This is a genomic window from Nocardiopsis sp. B62 (genome assembly GCF_018070675.1).
Lineage (GTDB): Bacteria > Actinomycetota > Actinomycetes > Streptosporangiales > Streptosporangiaceae > Nocardiopsis > Nocardiopsis prasina.
Map to the genome: position 1 here is coordinate 1 of NZ_JAGPXK010000037.1, position 19233 is coordinate 19233.

Consider the following 19233-nt stretch of genomic DNA (forward strand, 5'->3'; position numbering starts at 1 on the left):
GGGGATGCTCCCCGGCCCCGCCTCTCAGTCCCCGGTCACCTGTGGGCATCCAGGTGGTAGACGGGCGCCCGTCCCGGGAAGGTGCGCAGGTTGGGCACCGAACCCGGGCTGTGGTTGCTCGGGGTCTCCGGTTCCGGCCGGGGTCCACGGGTGCCCCGATAGCGCAGGTAGCCGCCCACCGCGATCGCGAAGGCGGCCACGGCGAGCAGCCCGGCCACCACCCAGACCATCGGCACCACCCGCTGGACCTCGTGGACGGCGGAGGCACAGGAGGACAGCGACGCGTCCGCGGCGGGGCGCAGGCAGACGGTGGAGACCGGTTGCTGGGCACCCTCGGGCACCTCGGTGAGTTCGCCGACCACGGTGAGGGCCGCGCGCTCCCCCGGCTCGAGGGGCTGGACCCACTCGGCCCGCCCCTCCTCGACCCCCTCGGGGGCACCGGAGACGTAACGCATCGAGGGGGGCAGGAACTGCACCACACGCGCGTCCGGAAGCGCCTCGACTCCGGCGTTGCGCACCTTGACGGTGTACTCCACGCGGTCGCCCGGGCGCAGTCGATCCTCCGACCGCTCCTGGACGGTGACGTGCAGGCTCCCGGCACCGGGTACCGGCCCGTCGTCCGTCTGGACCGGCTGTCCGGGCAGCGCGATCAACGCGGCCAGGCCCAACGCCGACACCGCAGCTGGCACGGCCATGGTGTTCCCCCTCCACATGGCACCATTAATGACTTTCTGTGCATAATTAATAACACAGAGTAGTCAAACGGTGCGTAGGGCATGCGGCGGGTCCCGGACACGGCCGAGGGCGGGTGGCCCACGGCCACCCGCCCTCGGTACTGGTACGTCTCCTAGGCGCCGACGAACGAACGCAGCGCGGCGGCGCGGTCCGTGCGCTCCCAGGTGAACTCCGGCAGCTCACGGCCGAAGTGACCGTAGGCGGCGGTCCGGGAGTAGATCGGACGCAGCAGGTCCAGGTCGCGAACGATCGCGGCGGGACGCAGGTCGAAGACCTCCTTGACCGCCTTCTCGATCAGCTCCGGCGCCACCCTCTCGGTGCCGAAGGTCTCGATGAACACACCCACCGGGTGGGCCTTGCCGATCGCGTAGGCCACCTGGACCTCGGCGCGCTCGGCCAGCTCGGCGGCGACGATGTTCTTCGCGACCCAGCGGGTGGCGTAGGCGGCGGAGCGGTCCACCTTCGACGGGTCCTTGCCCGAGAAGGCGCCGCCGCCGTGGCGGGCGTAGCCGCCGTAGGTGTCGACGATGATCTTGCGGCCGGTCAGACCGGCGTCGCCCATCGGGCCGCCGATCTCGAAGCGGCCGGTCGGGTTCACCAGGAGGCGGTAGTCGTCCGCGTCCAGACCGTAGGCGGCGACCATGGGCTCGATGACGTGCTCCCGGATGTCCGGGGTCAGCATCTCCTCCAGGTTGATGTCCGCCGAGTGCTGGCTGGAGACCACGACGGTGTCCAGGCGGACCGGGGTCTGGCCCTCGTACTCGACGGTGACCTGGGTCTTGCCGTCGGGACGCAGGTAGGGGACGGTGCCGTTGCGGCGGACCTCGGAAAGGCGCTCGGAGAGCGAGTGCGCCAGCTTGATCGGCAGCGGCATGAGCTCGGGGGTCTCACGGTTGGCGTAACCGAACATGAGGCCCTGGTCGCCCGCGCCCTGCCGGTTGAGGACGTCGTCCTCGTGCTCGACGCGCGCCTCGTAGGCGGTGTCGACGCCCTGGGCGATGTCCGGGGACTGCGCGTCGATGGAGACGTTGACCCCACAGGAGTCACCGTCGAAACCCTTGGCGGACGAGTCGTACCCGATCTGGAGGATCTTCTCTCGCACGATCGCGGGGATGTCTACGTAGGTCTGAGTGGTGACCTCACCCGCGATGTGGACCTGACCAGTGGTGATCAGCGTCTCGACGGCGACCCGGCTGCCGGGGTCGGTGGCGAGCATCGCGTCGAGGATCGCGTCACTGATCTGGTCGGCCATCTTGTCGGGATGGCCTTCGGTGACCGACTCGGAGGTGAAAAGGCGGCGGGACACGTTAAGTGACTCCTTGCAGCGGCTGCTGGCTGACATGTGTCGGGACGGCAATACCGACCGACGCGGTTGGTTATCGGTCCACTGTAACGGGACTGGTGGGGGCGGATGCGCGGCGGCGGGCCTCCTCAGCCGTTCGTCGGCACCCGAACGAGTCTGTCGTACTCAGCGGTAGGAATCCAGCGCGCCGAGCGGAAGTTTTGCCGAGGTGACGGTGACGCTCACCCGGATCGCGCTGTACGGCGGGGTTCCCTCCCCGACCGTGACGCTCATCCCGGAAGTCGTTCGACCACGAGGTCCCACACGCGGTCGGCGAGGTCCTCCTTGGGCCCTGTGGGAATGTCCACGGCGCTTCCGTCGGAACCGAGCACCGTCGCCTGGTTGTCGTCGGTGCCGAAGGCGCGCCCGCCGCCGACCTGGTTGACCACGAGCAGGTCGCAGCCCTTGCGGGCCAGTTTGGCGCGGCCGTTGTCGATCACGTCGTCGGTCTCGGCCGCGAAGCCCACGATGGTCTGCTCTGTGCCCTCACGCGTCCGGGAGGCCACCAGACCGGCGAGGATGTCGGGGTTCTCCACCAGTTCGATCGGAGCCGGGGCGTCACCGGACTTCTTGATCTTGGAGGCCGCGCTGGTGACCGGACGGAAGTCCGCGACGGCCGCGCTCATGACCACGGCGTCGGCGCCGGTGCGCTCGGCCTCCATGGCCTCGGCCAGCTCCACCGCGGACTCCACGCGCACCAGGCGCACCCCGGCTGGGTCGGGAAGGGAGACGTTGGCCGCGACCAGGGTCACGTCGGCTCCCCGGGCGGCGGCGGTGCGGGCCAGGGCGTATCCCTGGCGGCCCGAGGAGTGGTTGCCCAGGAAGCGGACCGGGTCGATGGCCTCGCGGGTGCCGCCCGCGGAGACGACCACACGGCGGCCCGCCAGGTCGGAGCGGGTGGCGCCCCGCCGCAGGACCAGGCGGGCGGCCTCGAAGAGTTCGGCGGGGTCGGGCAGGCGCCCCCGTCCGGTGTCGGCGCCGGTGAGACGGCCCACGGCCGGGTCCAGGACGACGGCTCCCCGCGATCGCAGGGTGGCCACGTTGGCCTGGGTGGCGGAGTGCTCCCACATCTCGGTGTGCATGGCGGGGGCGAACACGACCGGGCACCGCGCGGTGAGGAGGGTGTTGGTCAGCAGGTCGTCGGCGAGTCCGGCGGCGGCCTTGGCGAGGAGGTTGGCGGTGGCCGGGGCGACGAGGACGAGGTCGGCCGACTGGCCGATGCGCACGTGCGGGACCTCGTGGACCTCGTCCCACACGCCGGTGGCGACGGGCTGGCCGGACAGGGCGGCCCAGGTGGGCTCACCGACGAAGCGCAGGGCGTCGGCGGTGGGCACGACCCGGACGCGGTGGCCGGACTCGGTCAGTCGGCGCAGCAGCTCGCACACCTTGTAGGCGGCGATACCCCCGCCGACGCCGAGGACCACCTGGGGAACGGATTCTGTGTCACTCACACATGGAGTTCTACCAGGCCGCGCCCGCCGCACGCCCCGGGTGGGGGGTGCGACGGGCGCGGTCGGTGTCGCCCGGACAGGGCGTGCCCCGTCGGGGCGCTGAGTCAGTTGCCCTCGTACGGCTCGGCGGTGAGCAGGCCGGACTTGACCTCGCGCAGGGCGATGGACAGGGACTTCTCCTGGACCTGGGTCTCGACCAGCGGGCCGACGTACTCCAGCAGGCCCTCGCCCAGCTGTGCGTAGTAGGCGTTGATCTGGCGGGCCCGCTTGGAGGCCATGGTGACCAGGCTGTACTTGCTGTCGACGCACGCCAGCAGGTCGTCGATCGGCGGGTTGGTGATGCCTTCGGCGACGGGCTCGGTACCAGCCACTTCGTTACCCCCAGGGACGGTCTCCGGCTCGTCGAAAGCCGTGACGTTGATTGGATGAAAAGGTTCTAGAGGCCCGGAACGGGGCGGATGCGGCCGCCGCCGGAGATCGGCGCGGCCCGATTCGCACCCGACTATCACACCTTGGGCGCTGTCATCAACGCTAGCAGCTCGTCGCACACTTCCTGTACGGACGTGTTGACGAGGGTGGTGTCGAACTCCTTCTCGGCGGCGAGCTCGACCTTGGCGACCTCCAGTCGGCGCTGGACCACCTCGTCGGACTCGGTGCCCCGGCCGGTCAGTCTGCGGACCAGCTCGTCCCAGGAGGGCGGTGCGAGGAAGACGTGCAGGGCGTCGTCCATGGACTCGCGCACCTGGCGGGCTCCCTGGAGTTCGATCTCCAGCAGGACGGGGACCCCCGCGCTGAGGCGCTCCTCGACGGGACCGCGCGGGGTGCCGTAGCGGTTGCCCGCGAACTGGGCCCACTCAAGGAGCTGGTCCTCGGCGACGAGGCGGTCGAACTCCTCGTCGGTGACGAAGTGGTACTGGACCCCGTCGCGCTCGCCGGGGCGGGGCGCGCGGGTGGTCACCGACACCGAAAGCCACACGTCGGGGTTGACCTGGCGCAGGTGGGCGACGACCGTGCTCTTGCCCACGCCGGAGGGGCCGGACAGGACGGTCAGTCGTTTCTCGGCCGGTCGGGTCTGGTCTGCGGTCTGCGCAGGCATGTGAGTATCAGGCTTCCATTCGGCTCTCCGCCACGCGGTGGGCCGTGGGCCTCGTGGGCGCTGCCCGGGCCGGACCCGAGGTCCGGCGAGCACCGCGCGGGCGGCTCGTGCTGGCGTACTGGCGCGCAGCGTACGGTCGCGGGAAGCTCCCTTTATATCACCGAGCCACGGTGGGGGCGGACGGGGTGTGACCTGGGGTCCACCCGCCCGCCCCACCGTGGCGTCGAGTTGTTGCTCACCGCTTGCCGTGACCATTGGTGCGGCGGCTCCGAGCGACTGTGGGGGACGCGTCGGGGGCGGTGCTGGCCGGTGTCTCCACCGGACCGGTGTTACTTGGTGAGGTCGCCGAACTCGCTCTCGAGGGCGGCACGCTGGTTGGTGCCCAGTCCTCGGACACGGCGCGACTCAGCGATGTTGAGCCGCTCCATGATCTGCTTGGCACGCACCTTGCCGACACCGGGGAGGGATTCCAGCAGAGCCGAAACCTTCATCTTGCCGATGACGTCGTCCTTGAGTCCGTTGGAGAGGACCTCGGACAGCGAGATGCCGCCGTTCTTGAGCTTGTTCTTGACCTCCGCACGCTCTTTTCTGGCCTTGGCGGCCTTCTCAAGAGCCGCGCTGCGCTGCTCGGGTGTGAGGGGAGGAAGGGCCACGCCGGGTCACCTCGGTTTTCTACTCGTTTGTAGAGGGCGGACGCCTGCGCAAGTTAGTAGGTCTGACCCCTGTTAGGCAACGTAAAGTGCCCTTTCAAGGGCTATTTCATCGAAGGAACTACCCAGAGTCACGATCCAATTGCGGTCGGACACGAAAATCAGGACTTTGGTCCCGATTGCCGAGCTGGGAAAGCGCACCACCTGCGCAGGTCACCCTGCGGTGACTCGGGTCACTCTTCGCCGTGGATTACCGGTTTCGGACACGCCTAATTGGTGACCGTCCGTGATCCACAACTGTGAGTGATGGGACAGATGCGACAAATGAGACGTTCCCGCCCTCACCTCCCCCGAGTCCGGGCAGCCCACGGGTGCCCGGACCCGACCCCGGGTTTCAGACACGGGCCCCGGCGCGCCGCACGGCCGCCGCGATCGAGGCCGCCGCGGCACCCGGGTCCGGGGCACGGGTGATGGGTCGTCCGATGACCAGGAGGTCCGCCCCGGCCTCGATCGCCGCCTCGGGGGTGGCGACCCGCGACTGGTCCCCGAGGTCCGCCCCGGCCGGACGCACACCCGGGGTGATGAGCGTGACGCCCGGGCCCACCTCGGAACGGACCATCGCGACCTCCTGGGGCGAGCACACCAGCGCCCGCGCGCCCGCGCCCACCGCGAGCACCGCCAGGCGCCGCACCGCGTCCCGCGAGGGACCGAGCAGCCCCACCTGCTCCAGGTCCGCCTCGTTCATGGACGTGAGCACCGTGACCGCCGCGATCCTGGTGTCCGGCGCGGCCTCGACCGCCGCGCGGACCATGTCCGCTCCCCCGGACGCGTGCACGGTCAGGATCGAGGGCCGCAGTCCCGCGACCGAACGGGCCGCCCCGGCGACCGTGGCGGGGATGTCGTGGAGCTTCAGGTCGAGGAAGACCCCGACCCGGTTGGCGCCCCGCACGGCACTGATCACGTCGGGGCCGTAGCGCAGGTAGAGCTCCAGCCCCACCTTCACCGTGCTCACGTGTGGCGCGACCGCGGAGGCCCAGGTGGCCGCCGTCTCGATCTCGTTGGCGTCGATCGCGACGGCGATGGGCGCTGAGGGCGCGGTCATGTCGGTATCTCCAATCGTGTGCCACCGGCGCCGGGCCGGTGCCGGAAAAACATCCGTTCGTGCCTTACGTCCGTACTTACGCCCGTGCTTACACACGCACCAGCCGATGCACGTTCGCTGTCATGTGCACACCACCATGGTGTGCGGTTCCCCGGATCGGGCGCTTCATGCGCCCAACCCGCGTCACTTCCCCGTAACGGCCGCTCAAACGGACGTAGGCGCACGTTCTCCGCGAACCCACCCACGTATCCCCGCAGCACGCGTTCGGGCACACAGAGCCATCTCAGCGCCGTTCAGGCCGGTCAGGGGCCCTGCGGGTGTGTGAACGGGCGGTCACAGTCCCGTTCCGGGACGGTGGGCGGCCCCCACCACCTCCGAGACCTTGGAGACGCCGCGCGCGTCCAGTGCCTCGGTGAACTCCCGCAGCACCCGCGTGCAGGCGGACGGATCGGAGAAGTTGACCGTCCCCACCGCCACCGCGCTGGCACCGGCGGCCATGAACTCCAGGACGTCCGTACCGGTGCGCACCCCGCCCACGCCGACGATCGGCACCTCGGGGAAGGCCTCGTGCACCCGGTAGACGCACCCCACCGCCAGGGGGCGGATCGCCGGACCGGACAGCCCGCCCATCCCCCCGGCCACCGCCGGGCGCAGCGTGCGCGTGTCCACGCTCATCCCCCGCAGGGTGTTGATCATGGTCAGCCCGTCGGCGCGGGCCGCCACACAGGCGCTGGCCAGCTCGACGACGTCGGGGACGTCGGCGGCGAGCTTGGCCAGGACCGGCACGTCGGAGCGGGCGTGCGAGCGCACCGTCTGCACCACCGTGGCGGCCTGGGCGGCGTCGTCGGCGAAGTACCGCCCCGTGGGGTCGGCCGGGTTCGGGCAGGACAGGTTGACCTCGATGGCGCCCACGCCCTCCGCCTCGGAGACGCGCCGCGCCAGCTCACCGAACTCACCCACGCCCGACCCCGCGATGGAGACGATCGCCCGCCCTCCCCTGGAGAGCAGCCAGGGCAGGTCCCGCTGGAGGAACACGTCCACCCCCGGGCCCTGCATGCCCGTGGTGCTGAGCATCCCGCTGGGGGTCTCCGCCATGCGCGGGGCGGGTCTGCCCGCACGCGGTTCCAACATCAACGACTTGGTGGTGACCGCGCCGATCTCCCCGATGTCGAAGAACTGCGACAGCTCACGCCCCGAACCCGCGCACCCGGCGGCGGTGACCACCGGGTTCGGGAGTTGGAGGGAGCCGAGCCTGGTCCTGAGGTCTGCGTTCACTGGCCTTCGCTCGCTCGCGGCCCGGCGCGGCACCGCGCCGGGCCCTCTCATGGCTCTGATGGGTCAGGCGATGTCGCGGGCCGACTCCGCCGCACGGGCCGCGCTGGACCCCTTCCACCCCGGGGCGCCCAGGGCGTCGAAGGGGATGGACCCGACGTCGTCGAAACGCACCTGCTCTCCCCGGAACACGGGGCCGTCCACGCAGGAGCGCACCATCCGGGTGATGCCGTCCTCGCCCACCACCGGGATCACGCAGGTCATACAGATCCCGATCCCGCACGCCATGGTCTCCTCGACCGCGACCTGCACCGGGACGCCGTGGGTGCCCGCCACCTGGGTGACGGCCCTGAGCATCGGCATGGGGCCACAGGCGTAGACCGCGTCCGAACGGGCCTCCTCGATCACGCGGCCCAGGACGTCGGTGACCCGTCCACGCGTGCCGAAGGAGCCGTCGTCGGTGGTGAAGGCGGCCGTCTCCGCGATGCGGCGGGCGGTGATGGCGCTGAACACGCGGTCGGCGGAGGCCGCGCCCAGCACGAAGTCCACCCGGCAGCCGCGCCTGCGCAGGGACTGCGCCAGCGGGAACAGCGGCGCGCTCCCGGACCCGCCGCCGACGAGGACGCAGTTGACGGGGTCACGGGGCAGGGGGAAGGGCCGCCCGAGCGGGCCCACCACGTCGAGCAGGTCGCGTGATCTTCGTTCCGCGAGCCAGGCGGTCCCGGTGCCGCGCACCGCGAACAGGAACTCGACGGTTCCGCCGTAGTCCGGCTTGACGTCGTGGATCGCGAAGGGACGGCGCAGCAGCGTGCTGGAGTGGTCCCCGCCGACCGCCACCGAGACGAACTGCCCGGAACGGAACCGTTCGGCTATGCCCGGTGCGACGACGGTGATGGCGTAGTAGGCGTCCACCCTGCGCACGTTCAGCACGGGGCACCTGGTCTGCACCGGTCCGTTGTCGCTCATGTCTGGTGGTGGCCTCTCTGGAACTCGGCTTCACTGTCCGGGTGCCGCGCGGTTCGCGCGGCACCCGGACAGTGCCTGCTGTGGGCCTCCGCTCCGCTTCAGCCCGTGTCCGGGTACCCGGAACTGCCGGGGATGTGGGTTGAGGCGAGCACAGCATCCTCGTCCACGCCTGGCTCGTTCCTCGCCGACGGCTCGACTCGTCCCGCACTTGCTGCGGGAGGTCGGCCCGGCGGTACCCGGACTTCTACAGCCTAGGAGTTCCGGCGGCTCTCCGTGAGCGACTGGGAGTGCTCCTGGAGGGAGCGCACCCCGAGGTCGCCGCGAACGCGGGCCTCGATCGCCTGCACGGCGGCGGCCAGGCCCTGCACGGTGGTGACGCTGGGCACCCCGCGGGAGATGGCCGCGGTTCGGATCTCGTACCCGTCCAGACGAGGACCGGACTGGCCCGCGCTGCCGAACGGGGTGTTGACGATCAGGTCCACTCCGCCGTCGTGGATGAGCTGCACGATCGTACGTTCGCCGTTGGGTCCGGTGCCCGCGCTGTGCTTGCGCACCACGGTGGCGTGGACGCCGTTGCGGCGCAGCACCACGGCGGTCCCCTCGGTGGCCAGGATCTCGAAGCCGAGGTCGGCCAGGCGCTTGACCGGGAAGATCATCGAGCGCTTGTCCCGGTTGGCGACCGACACGAACACCTTGCCCTGGGTGGGCACGTCTCCGTTGACCGCCAGCTGGGACTTGGCGTAGGCCGGGCCGAACCCGGTGTCCAGGCCCATGACCTCACCGGTGGAGCGCATCTCGGGGCCGAGGACGGTGTCGACGCCCTCGCCCTCCTTGTTGATGAACCGGTTGAAGGGCAGCACGGCCTCCTTCACCGACACCGGGGCGTCGGCGGGCATGTCGCCGCCGTCGCCCTTGGCGGGCAGCATGCCCTCGGCGCGCAGGTCCGCGATGCTGCTCCCGGCCATGACGCGCGCCGCGGCCTTGGCCAGCGGCACGGCCGTGGCCTTGGAGACGAACGGGACCGTGCGGGAGGCGCGCGGGTTGGCCTCCAGGACGTTGAGGACTCCGGAGGCCAGCGCGTACTGGACGTTGAGCAGGCCCCGGACCCCGGTGCCCCGCGCGATGGCCTCGGTGGAGTAGCGGATCCGCTCGATGTCCTCGCTGCCCAGGGTGATGGAGGGCAGGGTGCACGCCGAGTCGCCGGAGTGGATGCCGGCCTCCTCGATGTGCTCCATGACGCCGCCCAGGTACAGGTCCTTGCCGTCGTAGAGGGCGTCGACGTCGATCTCGATGGCGTCGTCGAGGAAGCGGTCGATCAGGACCGGGTGCTCGGGGCTGACCTCGGCGTTGCGCTCGATGTAGTCGGCGAGCATCCGCTCGCTGTAGACGATCTCCATGCCCCGGCCGCCCAGCACGTAGGACGGGCGGACCATGACCGGGTAGCCGATCTCGTCAGCGGCGACCTTGGCCTGCTCGAACGAGTAGGCGGTGCCGTACTTGGGCGCGGGCAGTCCGGCCTCGGCCAGGACCCTGCCGAACTCACCCCGGTCCTCGGCGAGGTCGATGGCCTCGGGGCTGGTGCCGATGATGGGCACCCCGGCGTCCTTGAGGCGGCGGGCCAGTCCGAGCGGGGTCTGGCCGCCCAGCTGGACGATGACGCCGACGACCGGTCCGGCGGCCTGTTCGGCGCGCACGACCTCCAGGACGTCCTCCAGGGTGAGCGGCTCGAAGTAGAGCCGGTCGCTGGTGTCGTAGTCGGTGGAGACGGTCTCGGGGTTGCAGTTGACCATGACGGTCTCGAAGCCGGCCTCGGAGAGGGCGAAGGAGGCGTGGACGCAGGAGTAGTCGAACTCCACGCCCTGGCCGATCCGGTTGGGGCCCGATCCCAGGATGATGATCTTGGGCCGGTCTCCGGTGGGGACCTCGGTCTCCTCGTCGTAGCTGGAGTACAGGTACGGCGTCTCCGCCTTGAACTCGGCCGCGCAGGTGTCCACGGTCAGGTAGACGGGGTGGATGCCCAGGGCGTGGCGGAGTTCGCGGACGACGTCCTCGGGCCTGCCGGTGATCTCGCCGATCTGGACGTCGGAGAAGCCGAGGCCCTTGACCTCGCGGAGCAGGGCGGCGTCGAGCTTGGGCGCGCTGGCCAGGGCGCGGGCGGTCTCCTCCAGACGCAGCATCTGGTCCAGGAACCACGGGTCGATCTTCGTGGCCTCGTGCAGCTCCTCGACGGTCGCACCGGCACGGAGGGCCTGCTGGACCTGGCGGAGGCGGTGCTCGGTGGGCTGGGCGGAGCGGCGCAGGAGCTCGTCCTTGTCGCCGGGGTCCCCGGCCCAGGTCAGGCCGACACCGGCCTTCTCCAGCGACCGCATGGCCTTCTGGAGCGCCTCGGGGAAGGACCGGCCGATGGCCATGGCCTCGCCCACCGACTTCATGGTGGTGGTGAGGGTGGGGTCGGCGCCGGGGAACTTCTCGAAGGCGAAGCGGGGGACCTTGACGACCACGTAGTCGAGCGTGGGCTCGAAGCTGGCCGGGGTCTCCTTGGTGATGTCGTTGGGGATCTCGTCCAGCGTGTAGCCGACGGCCAGCTTGGCGGCGATCTTGGCGATCGGGAAGCCGGTGGCCTTGGAGGCCAGGGCCGAGGAGCGGGACACCCGGGGGTTCATCTCGATGACGATGACCCGGCCGGTGGTGGGGTGGACGGCGAACTGGATGTTGCAGCCGCCGGTGTCCACGCCGACCTCGCGGATGACCGCGATGCCGATGTCGCGCAGCTTCTGGTACTCGCGGTCGGTGAGGGTCATGGCCGGGGCCACGGTGATGGAGTCACCGGTGTGCACGCCCATGGGGTCGAGGTTCTCGATGGAGCACACGACCACGACGTTGTCGTTGGTGTCGCGCATCAGCTCCAGCTCGTACTCCTTCCAGCCGAGGATGGACTCCTCCAGGAGCACCTCGGTGGTCGGGGAGAGCGCCAGGCCCTGGCCCGCGATGCGGCGGAGCTCGTTTTCGTTGTGGGCGAATCCGGAACCGGCGCCGCCCATGGTGAAGGACGGGCGCACGACGACCGGGTAGTCGAGATCCTCGGCCGCGTCCAGGCACTCCTGGAGGTCGTGGCAGATGCGCGAGCGGGCGGACTCGCCACCGATGCGCTCGACGATCCCCTTGAAGACCTCGCGGTCCTCGCCGGACTGGATGGCGTCGATGTTGGCGCCGATCAGTTCGACGTCGTACTTGGCCAGGATCCCGGCCTCGTGCAGGTCGACGGCGGCGTTGAGCGCGGTCTGCCCGCCCAGGGTGGGCAGGAGCGCGTCGGGGCGCTCCTTGGCGATGATCTTCTCGATCATCTCGGGGGTGATCGGCTCGACGTACGTGGCGTCGGCGATCTCCGGGTCGGTCATGATCGTGGCCGGGTTGGAGTTGACCAGGATGACCCGCAGGCCCTCGGCCCGCAGGACACGGCAGGCCTGGGTGCCCGAGTAGTCGAACTCGGCCGCCTGCCCGATCACGATCGGGCCGGAGCCGATCACGAGGACGGATGAAAGATCACTACGGCGCGGCATGCTCTGTTCCTCTTACTACTTGGCAGCCGGTGCGGGCTGGGCGGACATCAGGTCGACGAACTCGTCGAAGAGCTCGGACGCGTCGTGGGGGCCCGCGGCGGCCTCCGGGTGGAACTGGACGCTGAACACGGGTCGGTCCAGCAGCCGCAGGCCCTCGACGACCTGGTCGTTGAGGCCGATGTGACTGACCTCGGCCCGGCCGTAGGGGGTGTCGAAGGGTGCGTCGAGCGGGGCGTCCACGGCGAAGCCGTGGTTCTGGCTGGTGATCGCCACCTTCTTGGTGCGGGTGTCGATGACCGGCTGGTTGACGCCCCGGTGGCCGAAGGGCAGCTTGTAGGTGCCCAGGCCCAGGGAGCGGCCCAGGATCTGGTTGCCGAAGCAGATGCCGAAGAGCGGCTTCCCGGCGTCCAGGACCCCGCGCATGGCGTCGACCGAGCGGTCTGCGGTGGCGGGGTCTCCGGGGCCGTTACTGAAGAAGACGCCGTCCGGGTCCAACGCGAGGATGTCCTCGGCGGTGGCGGTGGCGGGCAGGACCGTGACCCTGCACCCGCGCTCGGCCAGCCGCTGGGGCGTCATGGCCTTGATGCCGAGGTCGACGGCGGCCACGTGGAGGCGGGTCTCGACTCCCTGGGGCGGCAGGACCTCGTAGGCGGCGTCGGTGCTGACCTCGGCGGCGAGGTCGGAACCGGCCATGCGGGGCTGCTCGAGGATGCGGGCGAGCAGCGCCCTGGGGTCGCTCTCCACGCTGCTGACCGCCGCGCGCATGGCGCCCCGGTCGCGCAGGTGGCGGGTGAGGGCCCGGGTGCCGGTCAGCGCGATGCCGACCACGCCCTGGCGGCGCAGCTCCTCGTCGAGGGTGCGCTGGGCGCGCCAGTTGGAGGGGATGCGCGCGGGCTCGCGGACGACGTAGCCCGCCACCCAGATCCGGCCGGACTCGGGGTCGTCGTCGTTGACCCCGGTGTTGCCGATGTGCGGGGCGGTCATCGCCACGATCTGGCGGTGGTACGAGGGGTCGGTGAGGGTCTCCTGGTAGCCGGTCATCCCGGTGTTGAAGACGGCCTCCCCGAAGGTCTCGCCGGTGGCGCCGAAGGAGCGGCCGTGGAACACACGACCGTCCTCAAGCACCAGGATCGCCGGACCGCCGGTCTCCTCGGACACGTTTTCCCCCTCTGCCGCACCAGGCTCGGCCTGGGCGTTCACTGCGTTCGGTGTACTCAATTGATCTTCCCCTCCAGGACGGTGGGCGCGCCGCGCAGGAACGTGGCGCGGACCCGACCGGGCAGGGTCATGCCCCGGAAGGGGGTGTTGTCGCTCTTGGACGCCATGGCCGCGCCGTCGACGTCGACCGGCGCCGCGGGGTCGTACAGGACGACGTTGGCGGGCTCGCCCACGGTGAGCTCACGGCCGTGTCCGCTGACCCGTCCGATGCGGGCGGGTGCCGTGGACATGCGATCGGCGACCTCGGCCCAGGTGAGCAGGCCGGTGTCGACCATGGTGCGCTGCACGACCGCCAACGCGGTCTCCAGCCCGACCATTCCCATGGCGGCGTTGGACCACTCGGTCTCCTTGGCCTCCGCGGGGTGGGGGGCGTGGTCGGTGGCGACGATGTCGATCGTGCCGTCCGCCAGTCCCTCGCGCAGCGCCTGGACGTCCTCGGCGGTGCGCAGGGGCGGGTTGACCTTGTAGATCGGGTCGTAGCCCTCCACCAGTTCGTCGGTGAGGAGCAGGTGGTGGGGGGTGACCTCGGCGGTGACGTCGCAGCCCCGCGCCTTGGCCCAGCGGATGATGTCGACCGAGCCCTTGGTGGAGACGTGGCACACGTGCAGGCGCGAGCCGACGTGCTGGGCGAGCAGGCAGTCGCGGGCGATGATCGCCTCCTCGGCGACCGCGGGCCAGCCGGGCAGGCCGAGGCGGTCGGAGACGCAGCCCTCGTTCATCTGGGCGCCCTCGGTCAGGCGGGGTTCCTGGGCGTGCTGGGCGATGACGCCGTCGAACGCCTTGACGTACTCCAGGGCGCGCCGCATCAGCAGGGCGTCGGAGACGCAGATGCCGTCGTCGGAGAAGACCCGGACCTGCGCGGCGGAGTCGGCCATGGCGCCGATCTCGGAGAGCTGCTGACCGGCGAGTCCGACGGTGACGGCACCGACGGGGCGCACATCGCAGTACCCGGCCTCGCGGCCCAGGCGCCAGACCTGCTCGACCACTCCGGCGGTGTCGGCGACGGGGTCGGTGTTGGCCATGGCGTGTACGGAGGTGTAGCCGCCCATCGCGGCCGAGCGGGAGCCCGAGGCCACCGTCTCGGCGTCCTCTCGGCCCGGTTCGCGCAGGTGGGTGTGGAGGTCCACGAGTCCGGGCAGGGCGACCAGACCGGTGGCGTCCACGACCAGGGCGTCCTCGGGGGCCTCCAGGTCCGGGCCGATCCCGGCGATACGGCCGTCGACGAACAGCAGGTCGACGGGGTCACCGCCGAGCGGGCGGGCGCCCCTGATCAGGTACGGTCCGGTGTTTTCGGGCATGAGGGTGTCGGCTTTCTCGTGTTTCGTGAGTTTCGTGGGGCGGCCTGGGCGGGGCCCCGAACAGCGCGGCTCGCTCCGGCGGCTCTCGCGTGCTCGGGGGCCGGTGCTCCTAGGAGCCGCCGAGCAGCAGGTAGAGCACGGCCATGCGCAGGCTGACACCGTTGGCGACCTGCTCGGTGACGGTGCAGCGCGGGGAGTCGGCGACCTCGGCGGAGATCTCCATGCCGCGGACCATCGGACCGGGGTGCATGACGATCGCGTCGGAGGGCATCCGGCCCAGGCGCTCGCCGTCGAGGCCGTAGTTGCGGCTGTACTCGCGGACGGAGGGGAAGAACGAGTCGCGCATGCGCTCGGCCTGGACCCGCAACATCATGACCACGTCGGACTTGGGCAGGACCTCGTCGAGGTCGTAGGAGACCTCGCACGGCCAGGTGTGCACCGAGACCGGCAGCAGGGTGGGCGGCGCGACCAGGGTGACGTGCGCGCCCAGGGTGGTAAGCAGCAGCACGTTGGAGCGGGCGACCCGGCTGTGCAGGATGTCGCCGACCACGGCCACGCGCAGGCCGTCGAGACGGCCCAGGCGGTCACGCATGGTGTAGGCGTCCAGCAGGGCCTGGGTGGGGTGTTCGTGGGTGCCGTCGCCCGCGTTGAGGACGGAGCCGTCCACCCAGTGGGCCAGGCGGTGGGCGGCGCCGGAGGCGCTGTGCCGGATGACCACGGCGTCGGCCCCCATGGCCTGGAGGGTGAGCGCGGTGTCCTTGAGGCTCTCGCCCTTGGAGACGCTGGAGCCCTTGGCCGAGAAGTTGATGACGTCGGCGGACAGGCGCTTGGCGGCCAGTTCGAAGGAGGTCCGGGTGCGCGTGGAGTCCTCGTAGAAGAGGTTGACCACGGTGCGCCCGCGCAGGGTGGGCAGCTTCTTGACGGAGCGGTCCCCGACCTGCGCCAGTTCGGCGGCGGTGTCCAGGATGAGCGTGGCCTCGTCGCGGCTGAGGTCGCCGGTGGAGAGCAGGTGGCGCATCAGGCGTCCCCTTCCTTGGTGTCGGCCGAGGTCGCGACCGCGCCGGAGCGCGGCTTCGAGGGACCGAGGAGGACCGCGTCCTGGCCGTCGGTCTCGGACAGAAGGACCGTGACGCTCTCGCGCAGGGAGGTGGGCAGGTTCTTGCCCACGTAGTCGGCGCGGATGGGGAGTTCGCGGTGGCCCCGGTCGACGAGGACGGCGAGCTGGACGGCGCGGGGGCGGCCGAGGTCGCCGAGGGCGTCGAGGGCGGCACGGACGGTGCGGCCGGAGAAGAGGACGTCGTCGACGAGGACGACCACGCGGTCGTCGAGGCCGCCCGTGGGGATCGCGGTCCGGCCCAGGGCGCGGGCCGGGGCCAGGTGCAGGTCGTCGCGGTACATCGTGATGTCGAGCGAGCCGTGGGGAACGCTGAGGTCCTCGACACGCTCGATGCGGCGGGCCAGGCGCTCGGCGAGCGGTACGCCCCGTGAGGGGATGCCCAGGAGGGTGACGTGTTCGCCGCCCTTGGTGCGTTCGAGCACCTCGTGGGCGATGCGGGTCAGGGCCCGGTTGATCTCGTTGCCGTCGAGGACGGCTCTGGTGCCTTCGGGTACGTCGGGGGTTTCCGGTACCTCGGGTGAGGGCGCGGGGACACCAGTACCCGTGTCACCCCTGGTTGGTTTTCGCGCACGCAAAGTAGTGACCCCTTCCCTGCCTCACAGAACAGGTCGTTAAAGGATGTCGATCGGAGCCACGCTACCAGCGCGGACGGTGAGGCCCTCTGGCGCGTTCCACGCTCCGAGACTGTAAGTGTGATGCTGACCACAAAGACCGTCGATGATTGCCCAGCTAAGAGTATCCGTATCATGACACTCCGGATTTGCACACCATTCGGATGAAACGCGAAATTCCCTGTAGGGACGGGCTTTCCGCCCTCCGTGCGTGCCCCACTCGCCCCCACTTCTCCCAAAATGAGAGGCGTCTCACCTACGCACGGTTTGGCCACTGATTAGTCGCGTTTCACACCAACAGCTTGACCTGGACACCAGCCCCCCTCTACCGTCACTGTCTGTAACCACTACCGGGTGGGGTTGCACCCCGTGACCATCCGCTGGACCGCTCAGGCGGCCCGCCGAGTACGAGCGGACGTCTCCCCACTCACGCCAGCCACCGTCACGGCCGGGAGCGACAAGAAAATGCCATCCGAATACGCCAAGTCCCTCGGTGCGCGACTGCGTGCCATCCGCACCCAGCAGGGCCTGTCCCTTCACGGGGTGGAGGAGAAGTCCCACGGACGCTGGAAGGCCGTCGTGGTGGGCTCCTACGAGCGCGGTGACCGTGCCGTCACCGTTCAGAAGCTGGCCGAACTGGCCGACTTCTACGGGGTGCCGATGTCGGAGCTGCTGCCCGGCGGCGCCGCCCCCACACCCCTTGGGCCCACACCCAAGCTGGTCATCGATCTGGAGCGCATGCAGCAGCTCCCACAGGAGAAGGCGGGCCCGCTCTCCCGCTACGTCGCCACCATCCAGAGCCAGCGGGGCGACTACAACGGGCGGGTGCTGTCCATCCGCCAGGAGGACCTGCGCTCACTCGCGGTCATCTACGACAAGTCGCCCGGCGACCTGACCGAGGAACTCATCAACTGGGGCGTCCTCGACCCCGAGGCGCGTCGCGCAGTCGACGCCTTCTAGGAATCTCCGGCTCCGGGAACCCCCGGAACGGGAGAAGGCCGGGTGCCCCCTTGGGGGAACACCCGGCCTTCAGTGTGTCCGGACACGGGAACGCCGCACGGCGCTCCCGCGTGAACGCACGCGGCCGGGCAGGGGCTTCCCCTCCCCGACCCGGCCGCGCCGTGCCCCGTCGGACGAACCGACGGAGCCAGTCGAACTCGTGTTCGACAGAGCACAGTTAACACTCCACCCGGGGGACTCGTCAAGGAGCGGCGCGCACGGCGCACGCCAGGACCAGCGGCGACCGGTGGACACGCCCTAGTGTGGGGGCGTGGCAGCCCGTACCGAGTTACGCGAACTCGCTCCCCCCGCCTTCACCCACTCCGTGCCCGCCCTGCTGGAGATCTACGAGGCGGCCATGCGCCCACCGCCCGACCAGCTCCCCGGGCGGGCCGCCGTGATGGCCTCCCACGCCGGTTACCCCGGGTTCGGTTGCGTGGTGGCCATGGACGGCGAGCGCCCCCTCGGCTTCGCCTACGCCTTCCACGGCCGCGAGGGCCAGTGGTGGCACGACGTCGTCACCGAGGGGCTGAGACTGCATGGGCGCTCACGGCACGCGCGCCGGTACCTGACGGACCCGCTGGAGATCGCCGAGGTCCACGTGCTCCCGGACGCGCAGAACCGGGGACTGGGCCGTTCCCTGCTGCACGCGCTGTGCGCGCGGAGGCCGGAGCGCACCGCCGTGTTGTCCACCCGCACGGGACCCACCGCGGCGCGCCACCTCTACCGCTCGTGCGGGTTCGTCGAGGTGCTGGAGTCCTTCTCCTTCCCCGGCTCCCCCGAGCAGCCCTTCTCGATCATGGCCGCTCGACTGCCGCTCCTCGGACCCGGTGCCCGGCGACCTCGCGGTAGATCTCCCTTGTGGCCGTGGACTGGTTGAACGTGATGAAGTGGATGCCCGGGGCGCCCTCGGAGAGGAGCCGCTCGCACATGCGCTGGGCGTGCTCGATCCCGAAGGCGCGCACCGCCTCCTCGTCGTCGCCGAACCGCTGGAAGCGCTCGGCCAGCGCGGAGGGGAACGGGGCTCCGGAGAGCTTCTCCGAGCGCGGGATGGAGGCGAGCTTCACCACCGGGAAGACCTCGGGGATGATCGGCACCTCACAGCCGCGCGCGGCCACCCGGTCGCGCAGGCGCAGGTAGTCGTCGGCGTCGAAGAACATCTGGGTGATGGCGTAGTCCGCCCCGGCCTCGCACTTGCGCACGAAGTGGTCGGTGTCGACCTCCACGTCGGCCGAGCGAGGGTGCTTGTAGGGGAAGGCCGCCACTCCGACGCAGAAGTCGCCGCTCTCCTTGAGGAGCCGGACCAGCTCCTCGGCGTAGGTGAGCCCGGCGGGGTGCTGGACCCACTCGCCGTCGGGGTCGCCGGGCGGGTCGCCGCGCACGGCCAGCATGTTTGACACGCCCGCGTCGGCCAGGCGGCCGATGAGGTGGCGCAGTTCGGCGACGGAGTGGTCCACCAGGGTCATGTGGGCGACCGGCATCAGGGTGGTGTCGGTCGCGATGCGCTCGGTGGTCTCCACCGTGAGGTCGCGGGTGCCGCCTCCGGCGCCATAGGTGACGGAGACGAAGGACGGGCCGAGGGCCTCGATCTCGCGGATCGCGCGCCAGAGTCGTTCCTGGGCCCTGGCGTTGCGGGGCGGGAAGAACTCGAAGGAGAACATCGGCTCGCCCGAGTCGAGGAGGTCGCGGATATGACGCGGCCTGGAAGCCGGGGTTCGGGGCGCCACGGGGCGGGTCGGTGCAGCCAACATGGCATCAACCTTAGGCGAGACCCCCTCGCAACCGGACGCCGCGTCCCACTTTCTGAGACAAAAAC

Annotated in this window: 17 protein-coding genes; 2 read left to right on the plus strand and 15 right to left on the minus strand. The window is 70.6% G+C overall.

The features are described from left to right. Nucleotides 1-35: 35 nt before the first annotated feature. The 14 genes from KBX21_RS24445 to pyrR all read right to left on the minus strand — a co-directional run bounded on the left by KBX21_RS24445 (nt 36) and on the right by pyrR (nt 16382). Nucleotides 36-695 carry a DUF11 domain-containing protein gene (locus KBX21_RS24445; protein WP_049565690.1) on the minus strand — a complete coding sequence of 220 codons (660 nt, stop codon included), beginning with the start codon at nt 693-695 and terminating at the stop codon, nt 36-38. Between the two features lie 152 nt (nt 696-847). Next, the gene (gene metK, locus KBX21_RS24450; RefSeq protein ID WP_049565687.1) at nt 848-2041 is read right to left on the minus strand and encodes a methionine adenosyltransferase; all 1194 of its coding nucleotides are present in this window, start codon (nt 2039-2041) and stop codon (nt 848-850) included. Nucleotides 2042-2307: 266 nt separating this feature from the next. Next, the gene (coaBC, locus tag KBX21_RS24455) at nt 2308-3501 is read right to left on the minus strand and encodes a bifunctional phosphopantothenoylcysteine decarboxylase/phosphopantothenate--cysteine ligase CoaBC (protein ID WP_210843993.1); all 1194 of its coding nucleotides are present in this window, start codon (nt 3499-3501) and stop codon (nt 2308-2310) included. 131 nt (nt 3502-3632) lie between these two features. Then, nucleotides 3633-3899 (minus strand): DNA-directed RNA polymerase subunit omega, encoded by a 267-nt coding sequence (gene rpoZ / locus KBX21_RS24460; protein WP_049565681.1) that lies wholly within the window; start codon nt 3897-3899, stop codon nt 3633-3635. A gap of 134 nt (nt 3900-4033) precedes the next feature. After that, a complete protein-coding gene (gene gmk / locus KBX21_RS24465; RefSeq protein ID WP_049565678.1) occupies nt 4034-4624 on the minus strand; it encodes a guanylate kinase in 591 nt (196 codons plus the stop codon). Between the two features lie 329 nt (nt 4625-4953). After that, nucleotides 4954-5277 carry an integration host factor, actinobacterial type gene (gene mihF, locus KBX21_RS24470; RefSeq protein WP_017546565.1) on the minus strand — a complete coding sequence of 108 codons (324 nt, stop codon included), beginning with the start codon at nt 5275-5277 and terminating at the stop codon, nt 4954-4956. Nucleotides 5278-5668: 391 nt separating this feature from the next. Continuing rightward, complete coding sequence (gene pyrF, locus KBX21_RS24475) at nt 5669-6376, minus strand: orotidine-5'-phosphate decarboxylase (protein WP_210843946.1); 708 nt, start codon at nt 6374-6376, stop codon at nt 5669-5671. Nucleotides 6377-6709: 333 nt separating this feature from the next. Continuing rightward, on the minus strand, nt 6710-7651 hold the full coding sequence (locus tag KBX21_RS24480) for a dihydroorotate dehydrogenase (RefSeq protein WP_049565670.1): 942 nt from the start codon (nt 7649-7651) through the stop codon (nt 6710-6712). Between the two features lie 63 nt (nt 7652-7714). Next, nucleotides 7715-8614 (minus strand): dihydroorotate dehydrogenase electron transfer subunit, encoded by a 900-nt coding sequence (locus KBX21_RS24485; protein ID WP_049565667.1) that lies wholly within the window; start codon nt 8612-8614, stop codon nt 7715-7717. 251 nt (nt 8615-8865) lie between these two features. Then, complete coding sequence (gene carB / locus KBX21_RS24490) at nt 8866-12174, minus strand: carbamoyl-phosphate synthase large subunit (protein WP_210843952.1); 3309 nt, start codon at nt 12172-12174, stop codon at nt 8866-8868. Between the two features lie 15 nt (nt 12175-12189). Continuing rightward, the gene (gene carA / locus KBX21_RS24495) at nt 12190-13332 is read right to left on the minus strand and encodes a glutamine-hydrolyzing carbamoyl-phosphate synthase small subunit (RefSeq protein WP_210843954.1); all 1143 of its coding nucleotides are present in this window, start codon (nt 13330-13332) and stop codon (nt 12190-12192) included. 56 nt (nt 13333-13388) lie between these two features. Beyond that, the gene (locus tag KBX21_RS24500) at nt 13389-14690 is read right to left on the minus strand and encodes a dihydroorotase (RefSeq protein WP_049565485.1); all 1302 of its coding nucleotides are present in this window, start codon (nt 14688-14690) and stop codon (nt 13389-13391) included. A 109-nt stretch (nt 14691-14799) separates the two neighbouring features. Further along, nucleotides 14800-15708, minus strand: a complete 909-nt coding sequence (locus tag KBX21_RS24505; RefSeq protein WP_017546558.1) for an aspartate carbamoyltransferase catalytic subunit — start codon at nt 15706-15708, stop codon at nt 14800-14802. Beyond that, the gene (gene pyrR, locus KBX21_RS24510) at nt 15708-16382 is read right to left on the minus strand and encodes a bifunctional pyr operon transcriptional regulator/uracil phosphoribosyltransferase PyrR (protein ID WP_049565496.1); all 675 of its coding nucleotides are present in this window, start codon (nt 16380-16382) and stop codon (nt 15708-15710) included. Before pyrR ends, KBX21_RS24505 begins: the two co-directional genes overlap by 1 nt. 501 nt (nt 16383-16883) lie before the next feature. On the opposite strand from pyrR, the gene KBX21_RS24515 reads away from it, so the two are divergent. Then, a complete protein-coding gene (locus KBX21_RS24515; protein ID WP_013154123.1) occupies nt 16884-17378 on the plus strand; it encodes a transcriptional regulator in 495 nt (164 codons plus the stop codon). Between the two features lie 310 nt (nt 17379-17688). Continuing rightward, entirely contained in the window at nt 17689-18297 is a 609-nt protein-coding gene (locus KBX21_RS24520; protein WP_307869274.1) for a GNAT family N-acetyltransferase, read from the plus strand. On the opposite strand, the gene metF is transcribed toward KBX21_RS24520, so the two are convergent. Further along, nucleotides 18215-19144, minus strand: coding sequence for a methylenetetrahydrofolate reductase [NAD(P)H] (gene metF / locus KBX21_RS24525; RefSeq protein WP_210843998.1), 930 nt, complete (start codon nt 19142-19144; stop codon nt 18215-18217). The genes KBX21_RS24520 and metF overlap by 83 nt on opposite strands. Nucleotides 19145-19233 lie beyond the last annotated feature (89 nt).

Excerpts from the sequence above, each read along its gene's own strand:
- KBX21_RS24505 (WP_017546558.1), bottom strand. The coding sequence starts at position 15,708 with ATGCGCCACCTGCTCTCCACCGGCGACCTCAGCCGCGACGAGGCCACG.
- KBX21_RS24445 (WP_049565690.1), bottom strand. The coding sequence starts at position 695 with ATGGCCGTGCCAGCTGCGGTGTCGGCGTTGGGCCTGGCCGCGTTGATC.
- carB (WP_210843952.1), bottom strand. The coding sequence starts at position 12,174 with ATGCCGCGCCGTAGTGATCTTTCATCCGTCCTCGTGATCGGCTCCGGC.
- KBX21_RS24500 (WP_049565485.1), bottom strand. The coding sequence starts at position 14,690 with ATGCCCGAAAACACCGGACCGTACCTGATCAGGGGCGCCCGCCCGCTC.
- KBX21_RS24485 (WP_049565667.1), bottom strand. The coding sequence starts at position 8,614 with ATGAGCGACAACGGACCGGTGCAGACCAGGTGCCCCGTGCTGAACGTG.
- pyrF (WP_210843946.1), bottom strand. The coding sequence starts at position 6,376 with ATGACCGCGCCCTCAGCGCCCATCGCCGTCGCGATCGACGCCAACGAG.
- KBX21_RS24515 (WP_013154123.1), top strand. The coding sequence starts at position 16,884 with ATGCCATCCGAATACGCCAAGTCCCTCGGTGCGCGACTGCGTGCCATC.
- gmk (WP_049565678.1), bottom strand. The coding sequence starts at position 4,624 with ATGCCTGCGCAGACCGCAGACCAGACCCGACCGGCCGAGAAACGACTG.